The 15,469-nt window shown below is 53.4% G+C and carries 12 protein-coding genes; all 12 read left to right on the top strand.

Features of this window, described 5'->3' with window-relative positions; translation table 11 throughout:
• The first annotated feature begins 205 nt into the window (after window positions 1-205).
• The 12 genes from E2N92_RS02985 to E2N92_RS02930 all read left to right on the top strand — a co-directional run bounded on the left by E2N92_RS02985 (window position 206) and on the right by E2N92_RS02930 (window position 15,372).
• A complete protein-coding gene (locus tag E2N92_RS02985; RefSeq protein WP_220682220.1) occupies window positions 206-1,495 on the top strand; it encodes a M12 family metallo-peptidase in 1,290 nt (429 codons plus the stop codon).
• A 68-nt stretch (window positions 1,496-1,563) separates the two neighbouring features.
• Entirely contained in the window at window positions 1,564-1,965 is a 402-nt protein-coding gene (locus E2N92_RS02980) for a S1 family serine peptidase (RefSeq protein ID WP_220682219.1), read from the top strand.
• A 449-nt stretch (window positions 1,966-2,414) separates the two neighbouring features.
• Window positions 2,415-5,234 carry a M1 family metallopeptidase gene (locus E2N92_RS02975; RefSeq protein WP_220682218.1) on the top strand — a complete coding sequence of 940 codons (2,820 nt, stop codon included), beginning with the start codon at window positions 2,415-2,417 and terminating at the stop codon, window positions 5,232-5,234.
• A gap of 596 nt (window positions 5,235-5,830) precedes the next feature.
• Window positions 5,831-6,832 carry a glycosyltransferase family 2 protein gene (locus E2N92_RS02970; protein ID WP_220682217.1) on the top strand — a complete coding sequence of 334 codons (1,002 nt, stop codon included), beginning with the start codon at window positions 5,831-5,833 and terminating at the stop codon, window positions 6,830-6,832.
• Complete coding sequence (gene wecB, locus E2N92_RS02965; protein ID WP_220682216.1) at window positions 6,829-7,896, top strand: non-hydrolyzing UDP-N-acetylglucosamine 2-epimerase; 1,068 nt, start codon at window positions 6,829-6,831, stop codon at window positions 7,894-7,896. Before E2N92_RS02970 ends, wecB (E2N92_RS02965) begins: the two co-directional genes overlap by 4 nt.
• Window positions 7,897-7,908: 12 nt before the next feature.
• On the top strand, window positions 7,909-8,988 hold the full coding sequence (locus E2N92_RS02960) for a polysaccharide biosynthesis protein (protein WP_220682215.1): 1,080 nt from the start codon (window positions 7,909-7,911) through the stop codon (window positions 8,986-8,988).
• The gene (locus E2N92_RS02955; protein WP_220682214.1) at window positions 8,985-10,103 is read left to right on the top strand and encodes a polysaccharide biosynthesis C-terminal domain-containing protein; all 1,119 of its coding nucleotides are present in this window, start codon (window positions 8,985-8,987) and stop codon (window positions 10,101-10,103) included. The genes E2N92_RS02960 and E2N92_RS02955 overlap by 4 nt, the downstream gene beginning before the upstream one ends.
• Window position 10,104: 1 nt before the next feature.
• Entirely contained in the window at window positions 10,105-11,253 is a 1,149-nt protein-coding gene (gene wecB, locus E2N92_RS02950) for a non-hydrolyzing UDP-N-acetylglucosamine 2-epimerase (RefSeq protein ID WP_220682213.1), read from the top strand.
• A gap of 13 nt (window positions 11,254-11,266) precedes the next feature.
• Window positions 11,267-12,481 carry a glycosyltransferase family 4 protein gene (locus tag E2N92_RS02945; protein ID WP_220682212.1) on the top strand — a complete coding sequence of 405 codons (1,215 nt, stop codon included), beginning with the start codon at window positions 11,267-11,269 and terminating at the stop codon, window positions 12,479-12,481.
• Window positions 12,482-12,617: 136 nt separating this feature from the next.
• Window positions 12,618-13,556, top strand: a complete 939-nt coding sequence (locus E2N92_RS02940) for a glycosyltransferase family 2 protein (protein WP_220682211.1) — start codon at window positions 12,618-12,620, stop codon at window positions 13,554-13,556.
• A gap of 2 nt (window positions 13,557-13,558) precedes the next feature.
• Window positions 13,559-14,203, top strand: a complete 645-nt coding sequence (locus E2N92_RS02935) for a class I SAM-dependent methyltransferase (protein ID WP_220682210.1) — start codon at window positions 13,559-13,561, stop codon at window positions 14,201-14,203.
• Window positions 14,203-15,372, top strand: coding sequence for a glycosyltransferase family 4 protein (locus E2N92_RS02930; RefSeq protein ID WP_220682209.1), 1,170 nt, complete (start codon window positions 14,203-14,205; stop codon window positions 15,370-15,372). Before E2N92_RS02935 ends, E2N92_RS02930 begins: the two co-directional genes overlap by 1 nt.
• Window positions 15,373-15,469: the final 97 nt, after the last annotated feature.

Genomic DNA, 15,469 nt, shown 5'->3' with positions numbered 1-15,469 from the left:
TCAAAATGTGTCCCATAGAAGTCTGGGTTCTGGATTCCAACCTCCCCAGACTCCCATGTAGCCCTGAGGCATGGTGATGTATGAGGTTCGTCCATGTAAAACCTACGCCATGCCTGAGGAAACTATCCGAAAGGAGTTGCCGAACATGGAACGAACAAGACAATGGTATTCATCCACTTTGTTCACCAGCTTGTTGCTAGTGTGCATGGTGCTTGCACCTGTGAGTGCAGAAAGACTGGATCTAGAACAGAATAAATCTCTTGAGAATGATCTGAGATTTGAATTTGAAGGGTGTACATATGTTATCCCATGTCAAGAATCCTCTTCAGATTTAACAGCAGACACAATTGAACACCCTGAAGAACTATTGATACCCACCAACGTACAGAAATACGACCTTGTTACCTTTGATCATACTACTCTAAACAAGAAAGTGCGATCAATTCTCCCATTACGAATAAATGGAACAACCTATGACACAACCCTTGCCCGAATGAATTTCGAACAGATCGATGACGGAATAGATTCATATGAAGGTACAATCCAGGGGATGAAAAACAGCAACGTCCTGATTACCATTTCCGATGATGCAATCATAGGGAGTGTAACCTTGGGAGATGAAACTTTCTGGATCATTCCCGTTGAACCCCACACAAGAACAGAAGAAAAAAAATCCCCATTGCATATAATTTACAGTTCAAAAGACGTTAAAGACTCAGAACCAGTAATGATCGATGAAGGCCCCCTACCAGCACCTTCTGGTGTCCTTTCTTCAACTGCTGTCCGGGAGATCCTTGATAAACAGAAGACGACGGATCGAGATCAAATAGCGACCGTCAACATACTCCTCGCTACTGATAACGGATTTTACAATTTTGCAGGTACAAACTGGAAAGTAACTGCACAGGATATTATTGCTACAGCAAACCAGCACTTCGGTAGAGATGATATAAAAGTGTCTCTCTGTGTCGCAAAATATGACGACTCAAAAAGGTACGATCTCTCCAATGATCAAAGAAAAACAACCTATCCACTCCAAATGTTCAAAGATCATTTCCCTCCGACCTATCTAAACGATAATTCCGCAGATATTGCACTCTACCTTGGAGGATATGACAAAAATGACGGCATACAGGGTTTAGCATGGGGCTTTAGAGCAGAGCATATTGATTACCGTAGATACGCATGGGCACAAATGGTGAAAGATGACGCATTTTATACTGGCTCACAACACGGCCGAAGATGCATATCCATTCATGAACTGGGCCATATTTTCGATGCAAATCATGAGAATACAGGAGGAGATAACCAGGCCTACAGTTGGTGGGATCTTGGACTGTATCACCGAACAGTCATGTGGAGCAATTTCGTTGAAGGTGCCAATACATATGAGTTTTCATCAGATAATTACCATGGCGACGCCACACATGACAACGCAAAGAGCATTCAGGCCGCAAAGTTAGAAGTTAAGGATTATGCTCAGATTAGATGTTAAAGGTTAACATCATATGAAGGGCATAAAAAAATAATTTTTCTTTTACCATCATGGCAGGGAAAGATAAAATGCCAACCCCACAGGAAGAGAAAGTACCGTATTACAAGATTGCGCTGATCTTGATCCTCGGCCTCGGGATCATCATCCTCATTCCATATATTCTGGGCTTCATCGTCGGCCTCACCGGGGAGGGTGCATATCTGGTCTGCGCCCACGTGGTCAATGAAAGCGAGGCCAGAAACGGAACCGTCGTCCACCTCACCGACGAAGACCTCAGACAATATCCGGCACTCCAGATCCTGGAAACTGAAGATTCATTTCCTACCGGAGAACTCCGTGCCGAGGGGAAGATCAAAGACCCACAAGAAGCCAGAGAATTTATCGAAAGATTCACGCGGACCGCTGAAGTACCTGACCGGTACGTCGAGTACCGCGGGAACTATTATTGGATCGATGTGACGATCTCGTGAGGGGAACGACGGTTTGAGGCTCAGTCCCGTAAATATGAAGAGATGTAGGTAGTATAGACCTCTCGTGGTTCCCCACGATAACAAAGGACATGGGACCACTGAATAGCAGAGGGGTTCCGGGGGGCATTCGCCCCCCGGTGCGAGATGGGGGGGAAGATTCTGCAATTGAGGGCGGCCTCTCTGATCGGCGTGCCTTCCCTCAATATACGCGCCGGGGGCAGAGCCCCCGGCGCGATGGTGTTGGAAGGCATGAATGCATGGTTGCGCAACGAAAAGGGGAGAATATCCCCACCACATCCATTGCTATCTTCTGGGAGGGGGAGGGTTGGAGAGTCTTGGGATGACCTCTATAGTAAATCGTTATGAACCCGAAGTCATATCCTCATAAGAACTCCTCCCCGGCAGGGGCAAGGATAATAGTTCCCAGGATCCAATCCTGGGTGAGTCTGATGACGCGCCTTTTTACCTTTTATCCTGAAGATTTCGGCGAGCTGCCGGTCGACATCCTTCACATGGACCTCATGATCTCGGTCGGCGACGAGGTGACCGAGGTGGGGTCGCGGATGCACCTGCGGGTGCGAGACGTTCCGGTCGAGAGGCTGGAACTGAATGCCCGCGACCTCGAGGTGCTGGCCGCCTCGTGCGAGGAGGTCCCGGCCCGCGTCGAGTACGACACGAAGGGACACCTCCTGGCCTTCACCTTCGACGCGCCTCTTCCCGCCGGCGCCGACCTTCACCTGCTCACCCGCACCCGGTGCCGTCCCTCCGACCACCTCCTGGAGGGCCTGTACTACGACGTGACCCCGGCCGGCGCCCCGCCGACCCAGATCACCCAGTGTCAGCAGTGGGGCTTCCAGCGGATCGTCCCGTGCTTCGACGACATGACCGCCAAGTGCACCTACATGACGACGGTCATCGCCGACGAACGCTATACCAACATCATCTCCAACGGCGACCCGCTCTCGGCCCCGAAACCGAATGGGAACGGTCGCACGGTCGTCACCTTCGAGAACACCGTCACGCCGATGGCCCCGTACCTTTTCTTCCTGGGCGTCGGGACGTACGCGACCTTCAGGCGCGAGTTCGAGTACCCGGACGGCCGGACCTTCGCCCTCGAACTCCTCGCCCCGCCGGGTGCGGACCCCGCGGCCGCCGCGGAGGCACTGGAGGTGCTTGCCGACGGGGTACTCTGGGTCTATCTCTTCACCGGCCCCGACCAATTCCGCGATCTTCCTCGCCGCCGGGCGTTGATGGCGCGGTGCCGTGAACGCGACCTCGCGAAGGTGGCGGGGGACGGGGCACGCGTCGCGACGTTACGGGCCGAACTCGCCGACGAGGTGAAGAGGATCACGCCGGGGTATGCCTACACCGGCACGGTCTACCGCGAGATCGGGATGCAGAACTCCGACTACGGCGGGATGGAGAATGTCGGCAACACCACCATCACCACCAACCGCCTGATGCCCTTCCCGCAGATGACCGACCGGGCCTACGAGTACATGGTGCGGGTGAAGGTCCACGAGTACTATCACAACCTCAACGGCTCCGAGGTGACCGGGAAGACGCCGTTCGAGATCTGGCTCAACGAGGCGGTGACGGTGCATGTGGAGAACGAGCACTTCGGGTTCTTCTTCGGCGAGGAGTATGCCCGTCTCCAGACGGTCCTCGACCTCGTCGATCCCGAGACCGGCACCTTCGCCCTGGACGAGGGGGCGGCCTCGATGCCCATCGAGCCGGACGGCTTCAACGATCCCAACGAGTTGATCAACGGGGTCACCTATGTGAAGTCGCCTGAGTTTGTCAGGATGGTCGAGACGGTGGTGGGGAGAGAGATGTTCGCCCGCGGGCTCGGGGTATATCACCGCCGGTTTGCCCACGGGAACGCTTCGAGGCAGGACTGGCTGGAGGCGATGGAGGAGGTCGCGGGGTGCGATCTTGCCGGGATGGCGGAGGGGTGGCTGAAGCAGACCGGGTACCCGGAGGTGCGCGTGACGCACCGGTACGATCCTGCGCAGCGCACCTGCACGCTCGCGCTCGACCAGGAGGGGGGTTCGGAGCCCTGGATCTTCCCGCTGACCGTGGCCCTGGTCGGGGCAGACGGCGTCGACCTCGCGGAGCAGACGCACCTGGTCGGGGAACGGCACGAGACGGTGGTCTTCGAGGACGTCGACGCCCCTGCCTATCTCTCGGTCAACCGCGGCTACACCTTCTACGGGCGGGTGACCGACGACGCCGCGCCCCCGGCGCTCTTCCTCCAGGCGCGAACCGACCCCGACCTCATCGCCAGGTTCTCTGCCTTCCAGCGGTGTGCGGAGGCCGAGATGCTCGGGTTGCTTGCCGACCCCGCGGCGGTGCCGTCGGCCGAGTTCTGCACGCTCTATGCCGACCTCGCCGCCGAAGACGACCTGATGCGTCGGGCGGGCGGGCAGTTCCTCACCATCTTCGAGTCGGTGACCGATCCCCGGTATGCCCACCGGTACACCGCCCTCCATGATGCCCGGGTGCGTCTGCTGCGGGGGATCGCGGCCGCTCACCGGGAGCGTCTTCTTGATCTCTACCGCCGGTACGCCGCGGCGCCGGCCGACCGGAGTCCGGCGGCGATCAAGGCACGGCAGGTGAAGAACGCCGTCCTGCAGGTGCTCGCCGCCCTCGACACCTCTGAGATCCACGCACTCGTCAGGGAGCAGTTCGAGGGTGCGGCGTGCGCCACCGACCGGATCGCGGCCTTCGCCGCGTACCTCGACTCCTCGGCCCCTGACCGGCGTGCGGTGCTCGACGCCTTCGAGGCGGAGGCAAAGGAGCACCCGGTCTCCTGGGAGACCTTCCTTGCCGTCGTCGCCGGTTCGTCCGCACCTGACGCCCTCGATCTGGTGCAGCGGGTGGCGGCCTCGCCGTCCTTCCACATCGAGCAGTCCAACGACCAGCGTGCACTCTTCGGCCGATTTGCCAGGAACCGGCGGCTCTCGCTTGAGACGCCGGAAGGCCGGGAGTATCTCGCCGGGGTGCTCGGCCGCCTCGGCCGGGTGAACGAGTACAACACGGTCAGCGCCCTCGAAGTCTTCGGCGCCCTCGACCGGATGGCCGAGGAGCACCAGGCGCCGCTGGTGGGCGTGCTTCTTTCGGTGATGCGGGCCGTCGATCCCGGGAAACAGCCAAGTGTCTACCACACCGCCCGCCGTCTCCTCATCGGGGCGCCGCATGCGGTGGCCGGGTATGTGGCCGCGTACGGTCCGGTGCCTGAACTGGAGGGGGCGGATCGGGTCAGGTGAAAATACGGCCATATCGGGCTTTGATGGGGTTCCGGGGGGGCTGATCCGGGCCCAAAATGAAGAGATCCTGAGATCTCAAAGGATCGCCGTTTTTTCACGGAACGCGGCCAGGATCGCAGGCTCATATTCGCCCCCTGATGGCCGATCAGGGGGCGGGTGATACCTGAAGTCATCTGAGAAATTTTAGGGGGCTTATTTTGCGTTTTTGATCGGTCGGCGCGCCTCCCCCCGTATGCCGGGTTTCATGGGGGCGGGTCGATACCTGCATCTGGTCCTATTAATAGTTTTATATCTTTTTCTGAAATTTTCCTGATATTATATTCTGATATGATTCTTCATGCTCTGTTGAATGCCGATGATCTCCGATATTCTTGCTTGAATAGTTTCTCGGGGTGACCGGAGCGTTTTCATCCAATTCGGTCCCCAAAAATAATAACTATTATATATTCATATGCTAGAATCTTTGATCGGAAAAACGCCTTTCATACAATTGGGGGAATCATTTTCTGCGTTTCCCCGATCATCTGCCCTGATTTTAGAGCCGAGGCTGTCGACATTGCGAGCCGACGGCTTCCAGGGAAGGGGTGCACACGGAGGTGAGAACGATAGCATGGTCTGCTGAGAGTCTGGGGATGGGGGCGTCGTCGTCGGTTCAGCCTCCGGCGCTGCCCGAGGAGAGGTCTCTTTATCGGGGGCGGCGGGTGGCGGTCGTCGTGCCGGCGTATAACGAGGAACTCGTCATCGGCACTGTCGTCCTCCGCGCCCGGCAGCATGCCGACGCCGTCATCGTTGTCGACGACGGCTCGGATGACCGCACCGCCCTGATCGCCCGGTTGGCCGGTGCTGACGTTTTCAGGATGCCCACAAACTCGGGCAAGGCGTCGGCCCTGATGGCAGGTTTTGAGTGCGCCCGAAAACTCGACTTCGCCGCTGTCGTCATGATGGATGCGGACGGCCAGCACGACCCCGCCGAGATCCCGGCCGTTCTCGCCCCGGTCCTTGCCGACGAGGCCGACCTCGTCATCGGCTCTCGCTTCCTGGACACAAAAGCCGAGGTCCCGGCCTACCGTCGGCTTGGCCAGGAGGTGCTCACCTTCGCCACCAACGTGGGCAGTGCCTGCCCGACCACCGATTCTCAGTCGGGCTTCCGCGCCCTCTCCAGGGAGGCCCTCGAGAACCTTGACTTCGCCTCAGAAGGGTATGCGGTCGAGTCCGACATGATCGCCCATTTCGCCTCCCGCGGCCTTGGCATCACCGAGGTGCCGATCTCGGTGCGGTACGACGTCCCGAACCAGCACAAGATGAACCCCCTCTCCCACGGCTTCGGGGTGCTCGCCACGATTGTCGGGCTCATCGGCTACAAGCGACCGATGCTCAGCTTTGGGGTTCCCGGCTTTCTCCTTACCTGTGTCGGCATCGGCTCCGGCATCTATGCTTTCTCTGAGTTCTTTCGCACCGACCAGTTCCACTACATCGTCTTCATGATGGGGGTTTCTGCGCTTCTTCTTGGTCTTCTTCTGATGACCACGGGTTTGATCCTCAACTCGCTTGTTTTGATTATGAGGGGCACGCAGTCTCGGCGGGAGGTGTCGGTGTGATCGCGATCATCCTCGGCACGCGGCCGGAGATCATCAAGATGTCCCCGATCATCAGGGAGTGTGAGCGTCAGGGGGTTGACTACTTCATTCTCCACACCGGCCAGCACTACTCGTACGAGATGGACCGGATCTTTTTTGAGGAACTCCATCTCCCCGACGCAAAATATCGTCTGGACGTCGGTTCGGGTTCTCATGGCGAGCAGACTGGAAAGATGCTTGCCGGAATAGAAAAGGTACTCCAGATAGGATCTCCAGATCATGTGGTGGTTCTTGGCGATCCCAATACAGCCCTTGCAGGCGCCCTGGCCGCTGCAAAAATGCACATCCCTATCTGCCATATAGAGGCAGGACGGAGAAGTTATAACCGAATGATGCCTGAGGAGATCAACCGCATCATTATTGATCATATCTCAGACTGTCTCTGTACCCCGAATGAGCTCACACAGGGAAATCTTCTGAAAGAGGGGATCGACAGTACTAAGATCATTCGCACCGGCGATCCAATCGTCAGTGCCGTTCGAGAGATCCTGACGGTTGCACAAGAATCCTCCACTGTTCTCGATGATCTACACCTGACCCCGAAGGGCTATATTCTGGTCACTGCTCACCGGGCAGAAAATGTAGATAAAAAAGAACGTCTGGAGGATATTCTGACTGCTCTTCGTGCACTCTCCACCGAATTTTCTCTTCCTGTTATCTTTCCGGTTCATCCCAGGACAGAGAAAAAGATCCGGGTATTTGGCCTCTCCCTCGAGGGGATCACCGTGACAAAGCCCTTCGGGTATCTTGATTTCCTTCAACTGGAGGTCAATGCAAAGCTTGTCCTCACCGATTCCGGTTGCATACAGGAAGAGGCCTGTATCCTTGGCGTACCCTGTGTCACCTTGAGGGACGATACCGAACGGCCAGAGACACTGACGATCGGATGCAATGTCCTCGCAGGGACGAACCCGGACCGGATCATGAGTGCGTCTCAGCGGATGATGTCTCTGGATCCAGGGTGGAGAAATCCATTTGGCGATGAACATAGCGGAAAACAGATTGTTCAATTTTTGTGTACTTAATGGGGCAGAATCATGGAAGTAAGTCATTTTCTGGACAATCAGACCATCCTGGTCACTGGCGGCACCGGATCTTTTGGCCATCAGGTCGTCGAGAGGATCCTCTCCGAATCCGACCCGAGGGAGGTCGTTGTCTTCAGCCGGGATGAGAAGAAGCAGTTCGACATGCGGAACCACTTCCAGAACCCCAAACTCACCTTTATTATCGGGGACGTGCGGGACAAAGATTCCGTCCGCAAAGCGATGAAAGGCGTGGATTATGTCTTCCATGCCGCCGCATTAAAGCAGGTTCCCAGTTGTGAGTTCTTCCCCTATGAAGCGGTGAAAACCAACGTCTTCGGGGCGTCCAACGTCCTCGACGCGGCTGAAGAGAATAAGGTAAAGAAAGTCGTGGTCTTAAGCACCGACAAGGCGGTGTACCCGATAAATGCCATGGGGATGACAAAGGCCCTCATGGAGAAACTGATGCTTGCGAAGGCACGGAGTACTCGCTCAGACACGATATTCTGTGGCGTCCGGTACGGGAATGTTATGTACTCCAGAGGTTCTGTCCTGCCTCTCTTCGCCGAGCAGATTCGCAATCACCATCTCCTGACCATTACAGAACCAAGCATGACCCGGTTTCTGCTCCCCCTGCCGACTGCAGTTGACCTTGTGTTTTTTGCCCTGAGTCACGGGGAGAACGGGGATATCTTCGTCAGGAAATCTCCTGCGGCGACGGTGACAGACATGGCCCAGGCCATGCTTGATATCTTTGGGTCTAATCTGAGTGTCGACGTTATCGGGATCCGTGAAGGGGAGAAGATGCATGAGACTCTTGTGACGCAGGAAGAGCTCATGAAGGCAGAGGAGTATAAAAATTATTATGCCATCCGGAACCTCGAAAAAATCGATTATGAAAAGTACTTCACCGATGGTAAGGACATCCCCCTCCCCAAGGAAGGCTACACCTCTGCAAACACTCAGCGTCTGTCCCTCGAAGAAACAAAACAACTGATCCTCTCCCTGAAGGAGATCCAGGAAGAACTTGCCCTGAAAAACCATAGCGGGGAGGCTCTGGTGTCTCTGAAAGAATCTCAGGACGTCGCCTTATGAGTGTGCTGAAGGTCGGGATCACCGGCCAGTCAGGCTTCATCGGGTATCATCTCACCCAGTACCTGCGTCTTCATGGCGACGAGGTCGAGGTCGTCCCCTTCGACGCCGCGTATTTCGAGAACCCGAATCAACTGGAGGAGTTCGTGCGGCAGTGCGACACCATCGTCCACCTTGCCGCGATGAACCGGGGTCCTGACGACGAGATCTATGTGACCAATGTCAGACTGGTGCATGAGTTGATCGAGGTGCTTGAAAAGACAGAGAGTAGCCCTCATATCATCTTCTCTTCCTCCATTCAGGAGGAGCGGGACAATGCCTACGGGCGGTCCAAACGCGAAGGTGTTCGCCTCCTTGCTGCGTGGGCAGAACAGAACAATGCACGCTGTACGTGCCTTGTCATCCCGAATGTCTTTGGGCCCTTCGGTCGGCCGTTCTACAACTCGGTCGTAGCGACCTTCTGCCACCAGTTAACCCGTGGCCAGGAACCAGAGATCAAGGTGGACGCGTCGCTTCCTCTTATCTATGTTCAGGATCTTGTTCGAGAGATCTTCAGGGCTATCAATGGTGCCTATGATCTGCCGGTGGTTTCTCTGGAGGCCACGGCAGAGAGGAAGGTGAGCGAGATCCTCGCTCGTCTCTGCGAGTTCAAGGAATGGTACCTCGACCGCCACATCATCCCCGACCTGAACGGACCGTTCGACACCGCCCTCTTCAACACCTTCAGGTCCTTCATCGAGCCCGATCACTTCCCTGTCTATCCCGAAGTCCACGCCGACGACCGCGGCTATCTTGCCGAGGTGCTCAAGGACCTCTCTGGCGGGCAGGTGTTCTTCTCGGTGACGAAGCCGGGGATCACGAGAGGGAACCATCTCCACATCCGGAAGATCGAACGGTTCTGTGTGATCCAGGGCGAGGCGGTGATCCGCCTCCGGAGGATCGGGACCGATCAGATCATAGAATATCATGTCCAGGGCTCCAGGCCGTCTTTTGTCGACATCCCGATCGATTACACGCACAATATCACCAATGTTGGGGCCACCGATGTCCTGACTCTCTTCTGGACAAATGAACTCTTCGATCCCACGGATCCCGATACCTTCTACGAGGCGGTCTGAAATGACAGAGAAAAGTCCACTGAAGGTCATGACCATCCTTGGCACGAGGCCCGAGATCATCCGGCTCTCCCGCGTCATGGTCCTCCTCGACCGACATGTCCAGCACATCATCGTCCATACCGGCCAGAACTATGACTATGAACTCAACGAGGTCTTCTTCAAGGACCTGGAGATCAGGAAACCTGACTATTTCCTCCAGGTCGACACCGGTTCGCTGGGAACGGTGCTCGGGGACACCCTCATCAAGATCGAGGGAGTTCTGAGAAAGGAAAAGCCCGATGCCGTCCTCATTCTCGGGGACACGAACAGCAGCATTGCCGGGATCATGGCCAAGCGGCTGAAGATTCCGATCTTCCATATGGAGGCCGGGAACCGGTGCTTTGACTTCAACGTGCCTGAGGAGATCAACCGCCGCATCATCGACCATATCGCGGACTTCAACCTGGTCTACACCGAGCATGCCCGCCGCCACCTTCTCTCAGAAGGGTTGCCCCACCGGCGGATCTATCTCACCGGATCCCCGATGTACGAGGTACTGACCTACTATCGGGAGAGGATTGACGCCTCGGAGATCCTGAGGGAACTCGACCTCCAGAAAAAGGGATATTTTGTCGTGAGCATCCACCGCGAGGAGAACGTCGACAACCCTGAGAACCTGGAGAAGATCCTGGCCGTGCTGAACCGTCTTGCAGAGCGCCACGATGTCCCGGTCATCGTCTCCACCCATCCAAGGACGAGAAAACGGCTGGAGGCTCTTCAAGAGGTGGAGATGGATCCCCGGATCCGCTTCCTGAAACCCTTCGGCTTCTTCGACTATGTCCACCTGGAGATGCATGCCCTCTGCACCATCTCAGACAGCGGGACGATCAGCGAGGAATCTGCCGACCTCTCTTTCCCTGCGGCGACGATCCGCGAGGCGATGGAACGGCCTGAGGCGCTTGACGCCGGGAGTATCATTCTCACCGGCCTTGATGTCGATACGGTGCTGGATGCAGTCGGTCTGGTGATGGCTGAGGGACAGGAGCGTGCTGAGACAGAGATCCCTGCTGAGTACCAGATCCCTGACACCTCGTGGAGGGTGCTGAAGTTGATCCTCGGGACAGCGAAGTTGAGCAATACCTGGGCCGGGATCAGAGAGCCGGTGAGGTAGGAGCTGTCTGGATATGAAGATCCTCCTTGTGGTCTCAAACTTTGTCCCGGAGATCGGGAGCACCTCGCATATCTCTTATGACCTGGCCCGTGCCTTTGCCGCCCATGGCCATGAGGTCGATGTCATCACCTCCTATCCCAGGAGGTACACGATGGACGTCTCTGATAGGGATCAGGATGTACCCACCGACGAGATCATCGAGGGGGTTCATATCCATCGGTGCAGGCATCCCTCAAACCGCGATAGGATTCTCGTCCGTGGCCTGGAGCATTTCTACCTGCCTCTCTATTATTACCGGACCTTCCGCCAGCTCAAGAAAAAGTTTGATGTCTGCCTGATGATGCTCCCTCCCCTGCCTCTCTATTATCTCGCAAAATGGATCAAGCACTACGACGGGACGCCCTTTGTCCTCAACATCCAGGACTTCCACCCGCAGGAGCTCACCGATGTCGGCTTCCTGACAAACCCTCTGGCGATTCGGGTTCTGGCGCACATCGAACGGGCAGCCTACACCAATGCAGATTATCTGACCGTCCTCTCTCCGGGAGGCGTCGATTATGTCGTGGCACGGGGAGCCGACCCCAAGCGGGTCTCTCATATCTACAATGCCGTCTCGCTCGACAGCGGTACACAAATCCGAATCTTCAAGGAAAAGGAAGGTATTGAAGATAAATTTCTGATCTCCTATGCAGGCATCCTTTCTCCCTTCCAGGGCATCGACCACATCCTTGATGTCGCAAAGGCCCTTCAGGGTCACAAAGATATCGTCTTCTTTATCGTGGGCGACGGTATGATCCGCTCCCACCTGGAGGAGCGCATCCGTACCGAGGAGATCACTAATGTCAGGCTTCGTCCTTTCCTCCCCAGGGACCAGTATCTCGACCTTGTCCGCTCCTCAGACCTATCCCTGATCTCTCTTGACGAGCGGATGAAGGCCCCCTGCATGCCCGGTAAACTGATCAGCCTCCTAGCCGCGGGCCAGCCGGTTGTCACCCTGGTGGACCCAGAATCTGAGACAGCACGGGTCGTGAGGGAGGCCGGGTGCGGTATCGTCGTCGATCCCTGTGATATCGAGGGTTTGAAAATGGCCATCATAGCACTGAAGGAGGATCCGGCGATCGCCTCTTCCTTTGGGGGGGCCGGGCGTTCATTCTTCGAGGGGCATATGGGGCCTAGTGTGGCGGTGGCGGCCTATAAGGTTGTATTTGAGATGTTCATCAAAATTTGAGGTAATCGTATGGCTAAAACAGATGTAAACAAGGAAAATTTTTCAGTGGGCCTTTTTGTCGAATATAGGAGTTTTAGAATCAAATGTTCACTTGTTAGATCCTTTTCACTGGGATTACAAAAGGAGGCTCATTAGTATGGATGTCGATATTCAGCAGCAAAGTTTAGACTATATTATTATTGCAGATCAAGGGTCCGAATCAAAGGAGAAGAATATTGATCTGGATAACCCACCAAAAATATCATTCTGCATTCCAACTCTGAACAATGAAGATACTATAGATGCATGTCTCAGTAGCATTAAGGATCAAGATTATGCAGATATTGAAATAATCATTATTGATGGTTATTCCAAAGACAAGACCATAGAAATTGCAAAAAATTTTGCTGATTTAATATTATATGACCAAGGAACATATGGAAGTGCTTGTCAAACAGGATTTAAACATGCAAGTGGAGAGGTCATCGCACTTTTTGATTCAGATATAATAATCCCCCATAAAACATGGTTAAGAGAAGCGATTCGATATTTTAACTTTGCTTCCAATGTTAGTACTGTTTGGCCTTTACTTATTGCTCCACCAAACTCATCACTTTTTGCCAGATTATATCAAACAAATTTACACCGGATTTTTATTGAGCACCGTATAGCCAATAAGATTGGTTTATACGGGGGTGGCAACTCCCTATTTTTAAGATCATGTTTGGAAGAAATAGGTGGGATCAATCCATCAATTCACTGGGGAGCGGACTTTGAATGGGCTCAAAAACTGAAAAATTTGGGATATTGTGTTGTTTATCTTAAGGATCCAGTCTATCATGACACTATGAGAACCTTTGGACTATTCGTAAGGAAGCAATTTTCGGGCGCAAAAACATTTACAAAGCATGGATTTCAGTTTATGGGACTTTCTTTTAAGGATATTTTTTACGAACATTTTATACTTGGTACAAAAGGGATGATAAAAGGAATAATAATTGATAGGGACGTTTCTTGGTGTCTCTATCCTCTAGTTGTATCTGCACGAGGATTTGCATATGGGTATACGTACTTGGTTAGCATGAGGAGGGACTGAATATGGATTTGTATAAGGTTAATTTTGAGAGACTATCTTTAGAGTATTCAGATCCCAAGAGTATAGGATACAAAAAACTCCGAATTATTGACTCATACATCCCTGAAGGAGAGACGCTTCTCGACGTTGGGGTGGGCACAGGGGAAACAATCAGTTTAGAAAAGCAAAAATTTAAAAAAATATGCGGTGTTGATGCTGATTATGATTCTGTCCGCATCTGCCGCACAAGATTCCAAAGTGATGCCTCAATTAATATTTTACACGGCTCTACTAATGACCTCATGGATCTTTGTGGTGAAACCAAGTATGATGTAATAACTGCCCTGGATATCCTGGAGCACCTTAATAGAACCGATTGTGAGACTGCTCTTCATACTTGCTATGATCTGCTCAAAGGGGGGGGGATATTCATATTTCCTGGCCCAGGTATCTTCGAGAAGATCAGGATTTGTTTGGGTCTCTCACCTACACACTTACATTCTCATTCTCCCTCAGGATGGAAAAAAATGATTGAGAAGGCTGGTTTTACAATAGTAAATACTGAAACTGCCGAATTCCCGATATTTAACAGTGAATATCTGAGGAAGAATGTTTGCATCTTTGGTAAGTGTTGCATCATTGTCGCGAGGAAATGGGGGGCTTCATGATGAAGATACTGCAGGTGATATCCAGTTTTCCCCCAGCGTATTCATATGGCGGAGCAGTAAAGGTGTCTTATGAAGTATCAAAGGAACTTACAAAGAGGGGCCACGAGGTAACGGTATTTACAACAGATACGTTAAATTCGCAATCAAGGATTAATGAGTCAGTGACGCATATGGAGGGAATAAATATATGCCGATTCAGGAATCTTAGCAACAATTTAGCCGCCAAGAACCTGGCAATAGCCCCTGGAATGGCTCTAAGTTTACGAAAGATCGTAAAAGAATTTGATGTTGTTCATATCCATGAGTATCGCTCGTTTCAAGCAATCGCTACATGTCATTATGCTAAGAAATATAATATCCCATATGTTCTCCAGCCCCATGGTTCTCTACCTCGAATAATCGAAAAAAAAGGACAGAAAAAGTTCTACGATGAGATCTGGGGAAACAGGATGCTGAAAGATGCCTCACAGATCGTCGCTGTTTCTAGAACCGAAGCAGAACAGTTCAAGCAGGTCGGAATCCCTGATGAAAAGATCACTGTGATCCTGAACGGCTTCGATGTGAGGTCGTTCACGGATCTTCCCCCTGCGGGGCAGTTCAGGGAGCAGTATGACATCCATCAAAAACATGTCATCCTGTACGTCGGGCGGATTCACAAACGGAAGGGTATAGACTTTCTCATACGTGCGTTCCACTCCTTCCTTCAGACTTGGACGGGGGATGATGTCGCACTGGTCATTGTCGGCCCGGAAGATGGGTATCGATCGGTTCTTGAGAACCTCGTGGAGCAACTCGGCATTCCATGTACGGTGAAATTTATAGGATACATTTCATCCCTTGAGGCTGCTTATCGGGACGCTGATGTTCTGGTCTATCCTTCAATCTATGAGATCTTTGGTCTTGTTCCCTTCGAGGCGCTGCTCTGCGGCACGCCCGTGATCGTGACTGATGACTGTGGGTGCGGTGAGATCATCGAGGAGGCGGGGGGTGGGTATCTTGTTCGGTATGGGGATGTGGCTGGCTTGAGCGAGACGCTCAGATCTGCTCTTGAACACTCTGATGTGAATAGAAAGATGGTTGAGGTAGGGAGGTGGTATATTGAGGAGTATCTTGTATGGAAGAAGATTGTGAAACAGGTGGAGGCAATGTATGGGGGATGTATACAATGAATTATTGTGAATGTCTCATTGGTCTGTGTTCCGTAACTATGGATGATCAAAATGCATAATTTTAGAGTAGGTATTGTTACTTTTCCAATAGGGGACG

Source organism: Methanofollis formosanus, assembly GCF_019633745.1.
GTDB lineage: Archaea > Halobacteriota > Methanomicrobia > Methanomicrobiales > Methanofollaceae > Methanofollis > Methanofollis formosanus.
This window is presented reverse-complemented; position numbering and strand designations above follow the sequence as displayed.